The organism is Francisella hispaniensis FSC454 (genome assembly GCF_001885235.1).
Taxonomy (GTDB): domain Bacteria; phylum Pseudomonadota; class Gammaproteobacteria; order Francisellales; family Francisellaceae; genus Francisella; species Francisella hispaniensis.
Genome location: NZ_CP018093.1, coordinates 247,242 through 262,959 on the forward strand (window position 1 = coordinate 247,242; position 15,718 = coordinate 262,959).

Sequence of the window (15,718 nt, forward strand, 5' to 3'; positions counted from 1 at the left end):
AGTTTTATTTAAATTTAAGCATAAGTATATATATATATTGAAAAGTCAATGTATAAGATCGTTAATTTAATCTGATCTAGCTTTAATCATTAGAAGCCCTGAAGAGTAAAAGCTAATAAGTTTAATTCTTTTATTTATATCCAATATAAACTGCAATAAGTATCATAATTGAGCTTAAAGTCATCAGATATATATAGAATTTAAAGATGAATTTTAGCCATAAACCATAAGGTATTCTGGCAACACCTAAAACAGCCATAAGTGTAGCAGATGTAGGCATTAGACAGTGTGTCCAGCCATCGCCAAGTTGGAAAGCTAAGACTGCGATTTGTCTACTTAATCCCGTTAAGTCTGCTAATGGTGACATAATTGGCATGGTAAGAGCTGCTTGACCTGAGCCAGAGGTGACAAAGAAGTTAAATATCGATTGGAAGAAAAACATTCCTAATGCGGAAACATATTGATTAGTACCAGAAATAATCTCAGATGCATAATGTAAGATAGTATTTAGCATCGTATAGTCTTCAGGGTTTGAACCACCCATAAGATATATCAGACCATAAGCAAAACCAATGATTAAACAAACAGGTAAAAGATCTTTGGCACCATTTTTAAAAGCATCAATAGCAATGCTTAAGTTCATACCATTTACTTTACCAACTATAGCAAACATTCCAGTTAATAAGCCTAATATTGTAAAAAGTGTCGCAATTTCTGGGATATAATAGCCAAGCTCTACTACGCCATACACTAGCCACACAATGGTAGCGATTAAACTCAAAAGTATTAACCATGAGTAGATACACATCTTTTGAATTTGCTCAAGATTATGCTCATCTGAGTTTCTATAGAGATTATCATGAATATACATTGTTGATGATTGAGGATTTTTCTGTATTTTTAACGCATAAAAAACCGCAAAAATACTTATCGATAATGTAAATATAAACCACATAATTATTCTAAAAAGGCTTCCTGATAAGATAGGAAGCTCGGCAATCCCTTGTGCGATACTAACTGAGAAAGGATTCATCCATGAGGTTGCAAATCCAATTTGAGTAGCTAAATATATGACTACAGTACAAGTGAAAGCATCAAAACCTATAAGTACAAAAATAGGTACTAAAAGCATAATAAAAGGTATTGTCTCCTCACCCATGCCAAATACCGCACCACCCAAAGAAAAAATAAAACATAAGACAGGGAGTAGGATAATTTTGTTATTTTGAAATTTATTAACAACACGAAGTATTGACTGATCAATAACTTTTGTCCTAAGAAGAACTCCAAAAGAACCACCTATAATTAACAAGAAAGCTATAATTGCAACAGCACCGCCATCTTTAGAGCCCGAGGTAATACCATCATAAATAAAGTTTGTAAAACCTCTATTCTCAGCATTTTCAGTTGCAAATATTTTAACAGGAGCTGTTTGGGGATTACCTTGAGAATCTAGTTTGTATCTAAAACTATCTGCAATAAGTACACTTCTTGAATATGTCTGACCATCAGAAGCGTATTGAATCTTTTTTACATTAAACTTACCTACAGGTATAAAATAACTTGTGATAGCTACAAGGATAGCAATACAAAACAATATTGCTAGAGTATCAGGCATTTGTATTTTTCTCAAACTTTTCATAAAAGAATTTGTTTATTGGTTTATATATTTAGATTATCAGTATTTGCTAGCAAATAAATATAAAAATCATACCATTTGAAAATTTTTTGAACTATTTCATTATGTAGTTATTGTGCTTAGTTTGTAGATGTTTTGGTAAGTTAGAATGTTTAGCTATTATGATGAAGGCGATCTTTTAACTTTTACTAAATGTAAAAATTAACTAATAATGTATTTTGAAATGGTAACATTTTTTTAAAAATGTTATTATTATGTTCCATGATTTTTTATATTTTCATGTGTCTAAATGAATTCTAACACTAAAATTATTTTTGTCACAGGTGGGGTAGTATCCTCACTTGGGAAGGGCGTAACAGCCGCATCTTTAGCTACTCTTTTAGAAAGTCGTGGTCTTAATGTAACAATGATGAAGCTTGATCCATATATCAATGTTGATCCTGGTACTATGAGTCCATTGCAACATGGTGAAGTTTTTGTAACCGAAGATGGTGCCGAGACTGATCTTGACTTAGGTCATTATGAGCGTTTTATCCGTAATAAGATGACTCAAGCAAATAACTTTACAACAGGTAAGGTCTACCAAAGTGTGTTAAGAAGGGAGCGTAAGGGTGATTATCTCGGTGCTACTATCCAAGTAATTCCACATATCACTGATGAGATCAAAAGGCGTATTTGTAGTGGTATCGCAGATGATGTTGATGTTGCAATTGTAGAGATTGGTGGTACTGTTGGTGACATCGAGTCGCAACCATTTTTAGAGGCAATTAGGCAGCTAAGAATAGAGTTAGGTAGAAATAGAACATTGTTTGTACACTTAACTCTTTTACCTTATATAAAAGTTGCTGGCGAACTCAAGACAAAACCAACCCAACATTCTGTCAAGGAGTTAAGAGGAATTGGAATACAAGCTGATGTATTAGTTTGCCGTTGCGAGAAAAAGTTTGATGATAGTGAGAAACGTAAAATCGCACTTTTTACTAATGTTGATCAGGACTGTATATTTACAGCAGAAGATGTTGATACGATTTATGAAGTGCCACTTAAGTATAACCAGCAAGGTTTTGATGCAAAACTTGTTGAGCTTTTAAACTTAAATACTAAAGAAGCTGATCTATCTGAATGGCAAGATGTTGTAAATACTATCAGAAATGTCAAAGGTGAAATCACTATTGCAATGGTTGGTAAGTATGTTTCATTAACAGAAGCATATAAATCACTAAATGAGGCACTGTATAATGCAGGATATAAAAAAGGCGTTAAAGTAAAAATAAAATTTGTTGATTCAGAAGAGGTTACTGATAATAACGTTGAATCATACTTCAAAGATGTTGCTGCTATTTTAGTACCGGGTGGTTTTGGTAGTAGGGGGGTTGAAGGCAAGATAACTTCGATAAAATATGCCAGAGAGAATCAGATTCCTTTCTTGGGAATATGTCTAGGAATGCAGTTGGCTGTTATAGAATACGCTAGAAATATTCTAGGTATAAAAGACGCTCATTCTAGTGAGCTAGAACCAACAACAGCAAATCCAGTGATTGGATTAATAACAGAATGGCAAGCAGAAGATGGCACGCTTCATCAAAGAACTCATAATTCAGACTTAGGTGGAACAATGCGTCTAGGCGGCTATAAGTGTGTCTTAAAGCAAGGTTCGCGTGCTAGAGAAATATACCAAGCTGATGAGGTGATCGAAAGGCACCGTCACCGCTATGAAGTAAATAGTAGCTATGTTGAGCGCCTTGAAGAAGCTGGTTTGATTTTCTCAGGAAGATCTGAAGATAATAAATTGATGGAGCTTATAGAAATTCCTGAGCATAAATGGTTTATAGCATGTCAAGCGCATCCAGAGTTTACTTCTACACCGAGATATGGGCATAAATTGTTTGAATCTTATATTCAAGCAGCTATCGAAAATTCTAATAATTAATTACTACTTTTGATATTTCATGAATAAAAGTGCTATAATTTGACTTAATTAACTATTGGAGAATAATTTAAAATGACTAAACAAAGAACTTTATCTATAATTAAGCCAGATGCTGTAGAGAAAAATGTAATTGGTGAGATCTATAGCCGCTTTGAGAAAGCAGGATTAAGAATTATTGCAGCTAAAATGAAGCATTTGTCAAAAGCAGAAGCTGAAGGATTTTATGCTGTACATAAAGATAGACCTTTTTTTAGTGCGCTTGTTGAGTTTATGATTTCAGGCCATGTGATGATACAAGTTTTAGAAGGTGAAAATGCAATAGCAAAAAACCGTGAGTTAATGGGCGCAACAAACCCTAAAGAAGCTAAAGCAGGCACTATTAGAGCTGATTTTGCTGATAGTATCGATGCAAATGCTGTCCATGGCTCAGATGCAGAAGATACAGCAGTACAAGAGATAAGATATTTCTTCAGTGATACTGAGATTTTCGGCTAAGATATATCTGATCTAATAAATATTTAGGAGGAGATTGGAAATGAGTTGGTTAACTAGAGTAATTGGTAGAAGTCTTGGTTTAGAAGCACAGAAAAAAGATATGCCATCTGGAGTTTGGAGTCAGTGCCCTAATTGTGGTGTAACTCTATATTCAGAAGAACTACATAACAATAAGTCAGTGTGTCCAAGCTGTAATTACCACTATAGAATTTCTGCTAGAAACAGACTAAACCTATTCTTTGATAGAGATAGTATGCAAGAGTATTTTGCAAATGTCTCGCCTGTTGATATGCTTAAGTTTAAAGATACAAAAACTTATAAGGATAGATTAGCTCAGGCACAGAAAAAAACTGAAGAGCAAGATGCTTTAGTGGTAATGGAAGGAACTGTTAAAGGTTTCCCTGTAGTTGCTGCAGCTTTTAACTTTATGTTCCTAGGTGGTTCTATGGGTTCTGTAGTAGGTGAGAAATTTGTTAGAGGTGTCAAGCTTGCTATGGAGAAAAAAGTACCATTTATCTGCTTCACAGCAAGTGGTGGTGCTAGAATGCAGGAATCATTGTTCTCACTAATGCAGATGGCAAAGACTAGTGCAGCTTTACAAAAATTAGCAGAAGCTAAACTACCATACTTGGTAGTGTTGACAGACCCAACAACTGGTGGTGTGTCTGCTTCACTTGCTATGCTTGGTGATATCCATATTGCAGAGCCAAAAGCTTTGATTGGATTTGCTGGCCCTAGAGTAATCGAGCAAACTGTAAGAGAAAAATTACCGGAAGGTTTCCAGAGAAGTGAATTTTTAGTAGAGAAAGGTATGGTTGATATGATTGTTGATCGTAGAAACTTAAGAGGTGAAGTTGCTAAACTAATAGATAAACTAATGCCTAATCTTACAAAAATAAACTATTCTCAACCTTTAGAGTATAAGTCTGAACAACAAGCTTAATTTGTAATCAAAAAATGAGCGTCGAAATTAAAATAGCTAAATTAATGGCTAAGTCTGATGCTCTTTGCTGTGATCTTCTTGATTTATCACTAATTCTTAGTAGATTTAATTTTACTAAAAAGTTTAAAGTCATAACTATAGCTGGTACTAATGGTAAAGGTACGACAGTAGCTATGTTAGAAGAACTATTAGTATCGAATAACAAACAAGTTTTAAGTCACACTTCGCCACACGTTTTTAAATTTAATGAAAGGATTTCACTAAATAAAGAGCCAATATCTGATAGTGTTCTTTTGGAGGTATTAGAGAGATTAGAAGAATTAACTCCTGAATATCGCCTCTCGTATTATCAGATTGCTTTTTTATGCCTTTGTATTTATTCGCAGAGAATAGCGCTTGATTATTTGATTTTAGAAGTTGGTATTGGCGGTAGATTAGATGCAGCAAATATAATTGATGCTGATATAACAGCTATTACAAATATTGACTTTGATCATTGTGAGATATTGGGTGATACTCTTGATAAGATAGGTTTTGAAAAAGCTGGAATATCAAGGTCACAGGTTCCTCTTTTTCTGGGTTCACAAATGCCACGGAGTGTCTATGAATATGCACAAACAATAGGTGCGATAGTTTATCAAAATAATTATGAATATAGTTCAAAACAGTGTTTTACTCATAGTTATAATATTGCCATGGGGATAGCAGAATATCTTTTTTATAGAATGCAAATAGCATATATCCCAAATCTTGAGGATATAAGGGCAAGAGCAAGGTTTGCAACCCTAAAGAATGATTCATTAAATAATAGTTATGTTGTAGTTGATGTTGCGCATAATCCTGCTTCTGTCAGACATTTGTTTGAGCTCTTAGAGAGTAAATTTGCAGACAGAAATATTCGCTATGAGGCAATATTTGGCATCTTAGCAACCAAAGATATACGCGAAGTACTTAATATAGCTAAAGAGCGTATCTATAAGTGGGATGTCATAGATCTTAAATATCTTGACTCAAGAGCAGCTGATCTTGAAAAGATAAAACAAGAATTTAAATTACAACAGATAATTCGTGTAGATTATAACAAAGATTTAAGTAGTGTTTATCTAGCAAAAAAAGATACGGTCACGGTAGTGTTTGGATCTTTTGTGTTAGCAGGAGAGTTTATAAGACATTATGAAAAGTATACTAGTAAATGATGAAGAACAAATGTATCAACTTGCCAAAGAGTATGCTCAACAGCTAAAGCCTGGTCAGATTATCTATTTGTACGGTGATTTAGGTGCGGGTAAGACTACGTTTGTCAAGGGTATACTCAAGGCACTTGGTTATACTGGTAATGTAAAAAGTCCCACTTATACTCTAGTTGAGAGTTATGAATTTGACAAATTTGATATTTATCATTTTGACTTATATAGGTTGGCTGACCCAGAAGAGTTAGAATGGATAGGTGCACGTGATTATTTCAATCAAAAAGATATTTGCTTTATCGAGTGGCCTGAGAAAGGTAAAGGTTTTTTACCATTAAATACCACTAAGATACATATAAAATATCTAGCTCAAGGTAGACAAGTAGATTTTTACTAAAAATCTCTATAAATCTTATGCAAAAGTGTATTATACTTTTAAAAATGTGACGCTTGATGTTTTTGTATTGCAGGAGAAATAGATGAAAGCTAAATTTATAGTTGCTTTTTTATCAATATTGTTTTTTAGTTCATCATATGCGACTTTGGAGCAATGTTATAAAGATGGTTTAAATCAACACTATGAAAAAGTTTTAGAGTCTTGTAAGCCATATTTGAAAACTGATGCGCGTGCAACTGGTCTTCTAGCAGAGGCAAATATTCAACTTGATTCAAGTGATAAGACAGCTCTAGAAGATGCACTATGGGCAGTAAATTTTTACCAAAAAAATGGTGCTCCAAAAAATCCAGAAGGTGCTAGATCATACGCGTACTTAGTATATTTGATTGGGGAATTATATTTCTTTGGTTCTGATGATGTCAACGTAGATCAGAAAAAAGGTATACAATATATTATAAAATCAGCTAATTTGGGCTATGATATTGCTCAAAATCAATTAGCAAACCTTTACGTCAGAGCAGGTAAAGTTCCTGGTCCAAATTTTTCTAAGGCTTATAAATGGTATAAGTTAGCTATTGCTAATGGTAGTCTAGATGCACGTAACGCTTACTTGATGAATAATGAAAGAAGCTTTATAGAAAACTATCCATACTGTATATCGATTGGTAGAGCACTAATTGGTGATACATATTTAAGTGGTTTGGCAGGTTTACCAAAGAGTCCTGACTTTGCTATTCAATGGTATCAAAAAGCGTATGAGCTAGACCATATATCTCCTGTAGAAACTGGTCTAGCAAAAGCATATATAGCAAAAGGAGATAATAAACTTGCGTATAAATATGCGCGTGAAGCGATACAGCAGCCATATGCTCCAGCATTTGTTGTAATTGCAGATTTAACTGATAACAAAGTCGCTAAATATGCTTATCTAGCAGAAGCTATCGAGTTATATAAAAATCCAGCACTTAGATTCTGGACTCAGTTTAATGAGTACTGTATGCCAGATATCTCTGATAAAGGTCTTAAACAAGCCCAGCGAAAACTTGCTAAAATTAAATTATCAAAACAAGAGTTAGAGCTAGCTACCAAAGAGCAGGAAAGTTTGAGAAGTAGCTGGCAAAATGCTGTAGCTTCTAAATAGCACCTATTTACTCTACTAAAAAATGCGAAAATTCTTCTCAAACAGTTTAATCGTTTCTATATTTTTGTTTTTATCAAAACTGCTCGGCTTTGTTAGGGATTTACTATTAGCAAGTTTTTTTGGCAGTGGAACAGCTTTGCAGGCATTTTTAGTCGCTTTTAGATTTCCTGAGTTTATCCGTAAGGTAACCTCTTCAGGAACACTAACACAGATTATAAACCCATATCTAAACGGTAGCATTAATCAAAGAAATAATAAATTCATTATAACGATCTTATATTTTATAGCTTTGTTTTTGTTTATTGTTACGCTCTTGGCGATAGCATTTAGTAATATTTGGGTTGGTATTTATGCTTATGGTTTTATTGATGAAATAAGTGTTTTAGCACTCGTGAAAAGCATGTTTGTAATAATGATACCGTATGTGCTTTTTAATGGTGTTATGGGAGTAATTTCAGCAATTTTAAATAGCTATAGTAAATATGTTATATCATCATTATTGCCAATAGTTCTAAATGTGGTGATGATTATTGGTGTGGTTATATCTCCTAGATTTAATGTACCTATATATAGTGTTGCTTATGCTGTTTTGTTAGCTGGTATTATTCAGGTAAGCATAGGTGGTTATAGCCTTATAAAATTAATCGGTAAAATTAGCTTTAGTGGGGATGTTTTTTTAGTTAAGGATAATCGCGCAAAGATTTTTCTGCGTAAACTTCCTGGGGCTTTTCTTGGTACGGCAATATTACAGATTAATGGCCTTGTTGAGACATTCTTTGCATCATTTTTACTTTCGGGAAGTCTAGCATGGCTGTATTATGCTGATAGAGTCAATCAATTTTTGTATGGAGTTTTTGGTACAGCAATTGCTACGGTGATGATCCCATATTTGATTGATTGCAGAAGGGATAAACAGCAATTCTTTAAGACTTTAGCAGCAATTATAAGTTTTACACTGTTAGTGACAATCCCTGCTATAGTTGGTTTATTCGTGCTAGCAAAGCCTATAGTTATTTCATTATTTTACTATGGTAAATTTAGTTTAAATGATGTTGATTTTACTTATTTAGCAATGCTTGGATATTTAATGTCATTATTTTGTTTTGTAGTAGTTAGAGTTATTGTTTCGGCACTTTATGCACAAAATAAGACAACGATAGTTTTTTACATAAGTTTAGTATCTTTGATAACTACAATATGCTTAGATATATCTATTGTAAATTTCTTTAGTTATGACAAATATGCTTTTGTATATTTGGCATTAGCTAGCTCATCTGTGGCGTTTCTAAATTTATTTATTCAGCTGTGGGTGCTTTGTGATTTTAGTTTTAAACTATTTATAGCTACTTATTTACCTTTTATAACAATTATTAAAATTATAGTTGCCAGTACAGCTATGGTTTTGGTATTAAAATTATTTAATCTAAGTGATAGTTATTGGATTACATTATCAATGTTTGGTAGACTCAAGAGTATAGCTTTGATAGTGTTTATAGGAGTATGTGTTTACTTAGTAACTATCCTGCTATTAGGAGGATTTAAATCTCTAAAAACACTAAAATAATAATTTAATAACTAGTTTAAAATCATTAGTGAAAAACTTATTTAGGATAATAATGTACGATTTCAAAAAAATAAATAATCTACGTGGTATAGAAAGAGAAACTTTAAGAGTTACTGATTGTGGTAATTTAGCAACTTCTAATCACCCTGATGGTTTAGGTCATAAACTGACTAATAATAGTATTACTGTTGATTTCTCTGAAAATTTGCTTGAGCTGATAACTAAACCGCATGATAGTATAGATAAAGCCATTAGTGAGCTATATCAACTATCAGCGTTTACTCTAGAGAACATGCCCAATGATGAAATTATCCTTAATACAAGTATGCCATTATCTGCTAACGATAATGATATACAGGAAGCAGATTTTGGGAGCTCAAATTCCGGGCGAATGAAGCGTGTTTATCGCAAAGGACTATCTGCGCGATATGGTAAAATTATGCAGATAATTTCTGGGATACATTATAATTTTTCTTTTGATAAAGACTTAATTAGTAATATTGCTAATAAGAAGCAAGTATCAATATCAGATATTTATTTTGATGTGCTTAATAACTATTTTGAGTTTATGTGGCTTTTACCGTATCTTTTTGGTGCTAGTCCTATATGTGCTAAGACTTCTGTTAAAAATAAACCTGATTATTTATCAGTTTTGGATGATGAGTTTTATGTTGGTGAATATGCTACAAGCTTGAGAATGAGTGACCTTGGCTATACAAGCCCTGCACAAAAAGATTTAGCAATATCATATGATAATGTTAAGGCATATGTTAAAGATTTAATCCAAGCTACTGATGATACTTTTGCTGATTATAAGCGTATAGGTCTTTATAATTCTCAAGGACAAAGAATACAGTTAAATGATAGTATTTTACAGATAGAGAATGAATATTACAGCGCAATTAGACCTAAGCAAATTGCTAAAAGATGCGAGAGACCTGCTTGTGCTTTATATAACCATGGTGTTGAGTATATTGAGGTTAGAGTTCTTGATGTCGATCCATTTGAGCCGGTGGGTATAAGTAAAGATACAGCACTTTTTGTTGAAGCAATGTTGATGACTTGTCTAGAGAAAGATGCTAAAAAATATCATAAAGATATTATCAAACAGGCAAAACAAAATTTAACTGCAGTTGCAATACAAGGACGTAATCCACAACTTAAGCTTAAAAAACTTGATGATAATAGTGAAATACTTTTAAAAGATTATGCTTTACAATTATTTGACAAAATTGAAGCAGTTGCTAAGAAAATGTCTAAAGAATATTTAAATGCTGTTGAAATTCAAAAGCGTAAAGTATTAGATATCTCGCAAACACCTTCAGCTAAAATAATAGAATTAGCTAGAGAGCATGGTTATAAAAATTTTATCTTAGAGATATCTCGTCAAGTATCGCAACAATTTAGAAGTTATGAGCTTCCATCAGTAGTTGTCGCTAGATTAAAAGAGCAAGCTAGCCAATCTGTTGTTGCAGAAAAAGAATTAGTTGCTAATGATAAAATTTCCTTAGATGAATATATTAATAGATATTATGAGTCTTCAATGGGTTGTTGCTAGTTGGGGGTGTAATGCTAGTAAAAAATTTGTCTATAACGCCTAGATTTATATAATCTACCATAAAAATCTCATATTTAATTCGTTTGCTGAGTGAGCCAAAATAAAGTGTTTTGAGATGACTGATCTTAATTTCTGAGATTGAAATAAAAAAAGATACAAAAAAACCAGCACAAGGCTGGTTTAATTTGCTGCGATAAATGAAAAAACTAATTATATTTTTTTCATGCCGCCAAATCTCTTCTTGAACTTATCAACACGTCCAGCAGTGTCAACGATTCTTTGCTTACCAGTATAGAATGGGTGGCATTCTGAACAGATATCAATGTTCATTTCTTTTTTACCAACTGTTGATCTTGTAACGAAAGTGTTACCACAGCTACAAGTTACAGTTACTTCTGTATATTTAGGATGAATTTCTTGTCTCATTTTTATAGTTTCCTTATTTTTATAATCTGACATCGCCACTTAGACTCTCTCATCTAAGCACCATATCCTCTTTAGTAGAATAGCTTAGCGATTTTAGCCTAAATTATCCACAGTATCAAGTTTAATTCGAAGAAATATACTTTTCACGGCGAACATTTTTAGCGTTAAATCCAGCTTGTGTAAGCATTTCATATGATTCATCAATCATATTTGGGTTACCACAAACATAGACTACATCTTTTTCAGGATCTAAACCTATTTTCTCAAACTGATTTTGTACATATCCTGAAATTTCATAATCTTTAAGATCTTGAGTTTCTCTACTTAGGCATAATTTAAAGTGGATATTATGATGCTTTTTAGCAAATTCAATAAAATCATCTTGATAAAGTGCATCTTTGCGATATTGCACACCCAGAAGAATATGTATCTCAGTAGTATCAGCTTTTTCTAGTAGTTCTGGGAACATTGCTCTATATGGAACAATACCAGTGCCAGTACCAACTAAAATTAGCTTTCTGATTTCTTCATCTTTTTTTAGTACTAGTCTACCAGCTGGTCCCATCGCAGCTGCGCTATCACCAACTTTCATATTAAAAAAAGTATCTGTGGCGATACCTCCCTCAACATAAGTCATACCTATCTCTAAAAGCATATTATCAGAAGGTAATGAGCCTAAACTATAGCTTCTACGCTTTATATTGCCTTCTGCATCTGTGAGCAGAAACGTAATAAATTGTCCCGCAATAAAATCAAGAGGCTTACCATCTGTTCTTTTGAAAACAAAGTGTCTAACCTTATCAGTAATATCTTTAAAAGATACTAATTCAAGTTCAAATTTTTCTAGTGCCATTTTATGAAAAATTAATATGTATATTTGTAACAGCTGTAATTGTATAATAATTTTATCTAGATGATAAGTTTGTATTTAAGATATGCGACGAATATTTAGTTTTTTGCTATTTTTTCCTTGTCTAGGTTTAGCAACTATGACTCAAGCAGAAGTTGATAAGCTATATACAAAACCTGTAGTTTTAAGTAGTAAACAATATACCTTTAATATAGAACTTCCGGTAGACTCTATAGATGGTTACAGATGGTTTTTAATCTCGCCAGATTATGATTACATTGATGATGATAGCTATAGTCACGAGAGTGTAGATATACAAAATTCAAAATGGGGTGGTATGGATAACTTTAAGCTTAAACTTACCAAGAAGTTTAGAAAGGTTCCGTATAAAATAGTTTTGCATTTTGAATGCTTGCGACCATTTGAGAGTAATCCAAAAGTTTTAACAAAAGACGTGACAGTTCTATCGCTGCCAGATTAGGAGAATTTATGAAGAAAATAATTATAATAATAGCCTCTATGCTAATTGCTTTGACAGCAAACGCAACAGGAGATTGTAGTGATAAAAGTTTTGATGATATAAAAAATAAGGCTATACAAATGGAGCAGGCTTGGGATTCTGCAAATGTTGAAAAAGTAGTTTCGTTTTATGCTGATGATTTTATATATATGAGTGGTGGTAAGCCTTATACAACTAAAAACGCTGTATTAAAACATTATGTCGATGACTTTGCTGCAAACAGTTCTGGTAAAAGAGATATGGGTAAACTTAAGCTTAATTATGAATACTGTAGAAATCTTGATCAAAATCATCAATTAGTCATACTGAAATTTATTTGGACAAGTTCGGATGGTAAGGTTGCCTCAGGTCATGATTTACTTGTTTGGCATAAAGATAGTAAAGGTAATTATGAAATTATTGTAGATTTTCCACAGTAGTAGTTTATATAAAATAGGAGATATAAAATGTTGATGGTTTGGTTGATATTCTTGATAGTGTTGGCAGTATTTCTATTAGCTTTTTCGATAAGTATAGTTGCAACACAATCTGTAAATGTTATAGAGAGATTCGGTAAGTTTGTAAGAATTCAACGAGCAGGACTTAATTTTAGAATCCCTTTTATCGAGAGAATAGCTGGTAAAGTGAGTTTGAGAGTTCAGCAGCTTGATATCGTCGCAGAGACTAAAACAAGAGATAATGTATTTGTGCATATGAAAGTATCGGTACAATTTCTAGTTGAAGAGTCAAAGGCTGTAGATGCGTTTTATAAGCTCACAAATGCCAGAGCTCAGATGGAATCGTATGTTTTTGATGTGATTAGATCATCATTGCCGCGTATGAGTTTGGATGAGTCTTTTGAGAATAAAGATGCTATAGCATTAGATATCAAAAAAGAGCTATCAGAAGAAATGAGTACTTATGGGTATACGATAATTAAATCATTAGTCGTTGATATTAATCCTGAGGAAAATGTCAAGCGCTCAATGAATGAGATCAATGCGGCACAAAGACAGCTTGAAGCAACAAAAGCAAAAGCTGAAGCTGAGAAGCTTATCAAAATCAAGGAAGCTGAAGGTCAAAAAGAGTCAATGAAACTACTTGGTGAAGGTATCGCAGAGCAGCGCAAAGCAATAGCTAGAGGCTTACGTGTATCTATAGAAGATGTCAAAGAAGGTACCGGAGAAGGAGTTTCTTCTGAGTATATTTCATCCTTAGTAATGATGTATCAATATTTAGATACACTAGAAAATATGACAAAATCTGGCAAGTCAAATGTAATATTTACTCCTAATTCACCAAAAGGCTTCAACAATCTAACTTCAGAAATGATAAGTGCTTTGTCTGCTGTTAAGGATATCTAACTTATTTTCTTATTTTGATACTTCTAGCAATAGCTAAACCAATTAAATATAATAAAAATTCATACACTTATTTCTATTAATTCAAAATTTACTTACAGGAAAAAAGTAAACGAGTTGTTACGCAAGATTTTTAAGACTCATGGTCTTATGCGTTGTTATAAGGCTTAAAGCATTGAAAATAAAGGGAGAGATTGTGGTAGCTATGACTGGACTTGAACCAGTGACCCCAGCATTATGAATGCTGTGCTCTAACCAACTGAGCTACATAGCCACAAAAGATGAATCATATTATATGTAATTTATGAAAATTGTCAATATTAATTCATATTGATGTTAAAAAAAATATTACTGATGTTTTATTGCTTGCTAAATATATTAGTTTTGTAGTACGATATAACTCAAGTGTACAAAGGGTTTACCCTATATAACTATTAATAAAATAAAAAATGTCTGAAGGTAGAAATAAATTAAACGATTTTTCACTGTTACAATCTTTGTTAGGTGGCTCTTCTAAAATAGAAGAAAAAACTTCTAGAATGAAGCAAGCTAGAGATAAGAATATCTCAAAGAATAAGAGTATTCCTAAGCCTACAGTGGCTAAGAAAGTTGAAGAGAGAGATACTTCTTTTATCCGTATTCCACAGTACGGTCATAGAATAAATAATAAAATAGTAGATGAACTTCAAAATCCACAACTTGAAGATAACCAAGAAATCTTAGTAACTGTTGATATTGAGAAAGAAAGACAAAAAGAAGAAGCTAGATTATTTAAGTGGTTATGCCATCGTTTTCCAAAGTGTTTTGATCCAATCAATAAAAAACCACTTAAGATTGGTATAAGTGAAGAGATCGAAATAATCTACCAGAATGAGAATTATGCGCCAGTTGATAAGATGGTACTTCGAAATGTATTACGCCGCTATGTCGGTGATACTCGTTACCATAAAGCAGTTTTTGAGCTTAAACAGAGATTTAACTTACAAGGTCAGCCAGTTGAAGACTATGCTCCTGAGCATGTCGAGTACTCTAAGAAGCGTCTAGATGAGATAGCAGAAAAAGCCGAATTTAGAGCTAAGGGTTTGTCTATGAAAGACTACTACGAGTATAAAAAACAGCAACAACAAGAAAAAATTGATACTGAAGAATAATAAATAAAAATCAGTATAAATTTATTGCCTCTCTACCTTTTTGGGTTTATTCTTTTATTTACGGTCTTTAAATTATCTGTTATAACTATGTATTCAAAAAAAGTAAAAATCGTTTTTTCTAAGAAAATAATTATAGCTATATTTATGACTTTGTTGGTGGCTAGTTGTGCAACTGATAAATATCAAGCTCGAGAACTTCCTTTACTAAAGCACGGCTACTCCAAAAAGAAGTTAACAGCATATAATACTTTTGGATTCCGTTATGATTCTACTCCAAGTGGAATTTTTAATATTATTGATAAAAAACCAACTGAGTTTCTTGTAAATATGTATATTGGTGATAATCAAGGCTGTAAATTTATCTATACTGCAGATACAAAAGGCAAACAAGGTGAGATTACTAAAACGGGCTCATTTACAGCTTATCTCTCTGGTAGAAATGAGTTGTTAAAATTAGAATGCCAAGGTAAAAATTCTAATATAGACTACAAAGTTATCACATATGCAAATGCTATCGAGTACGATAGGGTTGGTAACTTATCATATTTAGTTGAGTCTGGAGGGCTTTAATATATTT

General features: G+C 32.7%; 16 protein-coding genes and 1 tRNA gene. 13 read left to right on the forward strand and 4 right to left on the reverse strand.

From position 1 onward, the window contains the following. Positions 1 to 130: 130 nt before the first annotated feature. Positions 131 to 1,642, reverse strand: coding sequence for a putative basic amino acid antiporter YfcC (gene yfcC / locus FSC454_RS01285; protein ID WP_066045863.1), 1,512 nt, complete (start codon positions 1,640 to 1,642; stop codon positions 131 to 133). 286 nt (positions 1,643 to 1,928) lie between these two features. Here yfcC and FSC454_RS01290 point away from each other — a divergent pair, with 286 nt between their 5' ends. From FSC454_RS01290 to gshA, 8 genes are all read left to right on the forward strand, one after another. Next, the gene (locus FSC454_RS01290; protein WP_066045860.1) at positions 1,929 to 3,569 is read left to right on the forward strand and encodes a CTP synthase; all 1,641 of its coding nucleotides are present in this window, start codon (positions 1,929 to 1,931) and stop codon (positions 3,567 to 3,569) included. Positions 3,570 to 3,641: 72 nt separating this feature from the next. Continuing rightward, positions 3,642 to 4,064, forward strand: a complete 423-nt coding sequence (gene ndk / locus FSC454_RS01295) for a nucleoside-diphosphate kinase (RefSeq protein ID WP_066045858.1) — start codon at positions 3,642 to 3,644, stop codon at positions 4,062 to 4,064. A 40-nt stretch (positions 4,065 to 4,104) separates the two neighbouring features. Then, entirely contained in the window at positions 4,105 to 5,007 is a 903-nt protein-coding gene (accD, locus tag FSC454_RS01300) for an acetyl-CoA carboxylase, carboxyltransferase subunit beta (protein ID WP_066045855.1), read from the forward strand. 14 nt (positions 5,008 to 5,021) lie between these two features. Then, positions 5,022 to 6,203 carry a bifunctional folylpolyglutamate synthase/dihydrofolate synthase gene (locus FSC454_RS01305; RefSeq protein WP_066045852.1) on the forward strand — a complete coding sequence of 394 codons (1,182 nt, stop codon included), beginning with the start codon at positions 5,022 to 5,024 and terminating at the stop codon, positions 6,201 to 6,203. After that, positions 6,181 to 6,591, forward strand: a complete 411-nt coding sequence (tsaE, locus tag FSC454_RS01310; protein WP_066045850.1) for a tRNA (adenosine(37)-N6)-threonylcarbamoyltransferase complex ATPase subunit type 1 TsaE — start codon at positions 6,181 to 6,183, stop codon at positions 6,589 to 6,591. The genes FSC454_RS01305 and tsaE overlap by 23 nt, the downstream gene beginning before the upstream one ends. Positions 6,592 to 6,673: 82 nt before the next feature. Beyond that, entirely contained in the window at positions 6,674 to 7,732 is a 1,059-nt protein-coding gene (locus FSC454_RS01315) for a tetratricopeptide repeat protein (protein WP_066045847.1), read from the forward strand. A 22-nt stretch (positions 7,733 to 7,754) separates the two neighbouring features. Then, positions 7,755 to 9,296 (forward strand): murein biosynthesis integral membrane protein MurJ, encoded by a 1,542-nt coding sequence (murJ, locus tag FSC454_RS01320; RefSeq protein ID WP_066045846.1) that lies wholly within the window; start codon positions 7,755 to 7,757, stop codon positions 9,294 to 9,296. A 52-nt stretch (positions 9,297 to 9,348) separates the two neighbouring features. Then, positions 9,349 to 10,854 carry a glutamate--cysteine ligase gene (gshA, locus tag FSC454_RS01325; protein WP_066045843.1) on the forward strand — a complete coding sequence of 502 codons (1,506 nt, stop codon included), beginning with the start codon at positions 9,349 to 9,351 and terminating at the stop codon, positions 10,852 to 10,854. 210 nt (positions 10,855 to 11,064) lie between these two features. On the opposite strand, the gene rpmE is transcribed toward gshA, so the two are convergent. Then, on the reverse strand, positions 11,065 to 11,280 hold the full coding sequence (gene rpmE / locus FSC454_RS01330; protein ID WP_011733590.1) for a 50S ribosomal protein L31: 216 nt from the start codon (positions 11,278 to 11,280) through the stop codon (positions 11,065 to 11,067). Positions 11,281 to 11,401: 121 nt separating this feature from the next. Then, positions 11,402 to 12,133 carry a ferredoxin--NADP reductase gene (locus tag FSC454_RS01335; protein ID WP_014547586.1) on the reverse strand — a complete coding sequence of 244 codons (732 nt, stop codon included), beginning with the start codon at positions 12,131 to 12,133 and terminating at the stop codon, positions 11,402 to 11,404. 82 nt (positions 12,134 to 12,215) lie between these two features. Between FSC454_RS01335 and FSC454_RS01340 the strand changes: the two genes are divergently transcribed. The 3 genes from FSC454_RS01340 to FSC454_RS01350 are packed head-to-tail and all read left to right on the forward strand — an operon-like array spanning position 12,216 to position 13,993. Continuing rightward, entirely contained in the window at positions 12,216 to 12,611 is a 396-nt protein-coding gene (locus FSC454_RS01340) for a hypothetical protein (RefSeq protein WP_044247172.1), read from the forward strand. An 8-nt stretch (positions 12,612 to 12,619) separates the two neighbouring features. After that, on the forward strand, positions 12,620 to 13,069 hold the full coding sequence (locus FSC454_RS01345; RefSeq protein ID WP_014547588.1) for a Cif family virulence factor: 450 nt from the start codon (positions 12,620 to 12,622) through the stop codon (positions 13,067 to 13,069). Between the two features lie 27 nt (positions 13,070 to 13,096). After that, the gene (locus FSC454_RS01350; protein WP_014547589.1) at positions 13,097 to 13,993 is read left to right on the forward strand and encodes an SPFH domain-containing protein; all 897 of its coding nucleotides are present in this window, start codon (positions 13,097 to 13,099) and stop codon (positions 13,991 to 13,993) included. 194 nt (positions 13,994 to 14,187) lie between these two features. On the opposite strand, the gene FSC454_RS01355 is transcribed toward FSC454_RS01350, so the two are convergent. Continuing rightward, positions 14,188 to 14,264, reverse strand: a tRNA-Met gene (locus tag FSC454_RS01355). A 175-nt stretch (positions 14,265 to 14,439) separates the two neighbouring features. On the opposite strand from FSC454_RS01355, the gene FSC454_RS01360 reads away from it, so the two are divergent. After that, the gene (locus FSC454_RS01360) at positions 14,440 to 15,141 is read left to right on the forward strand and encodes a ProQ/FINO family protein (protein WP_014547590.1); all 702 of its coding nucleotides are present in this window, start codon (positions 14,440 to 14,442) and stop codon (positions 15,139 to 15,141) included. Between the two features lie 24 nt (positions 15,142 to 15,165). Then, the gene (locus FSC454_RS01365) at positions 15,166 to 15,711 is read left to right on the forward strand and encodes an FTL_1709 family lipoprotein (RefSeq protein WP_066045840.1); all 546 of its coding nucleotides are present in this window, start codon (positions 15,166 to 15,168) and stop codon (positions 15,709 to 15,711) included. The last annotated feature ends 7 nt before the right edge of the window (positions 15,712 to 15,718 follow it).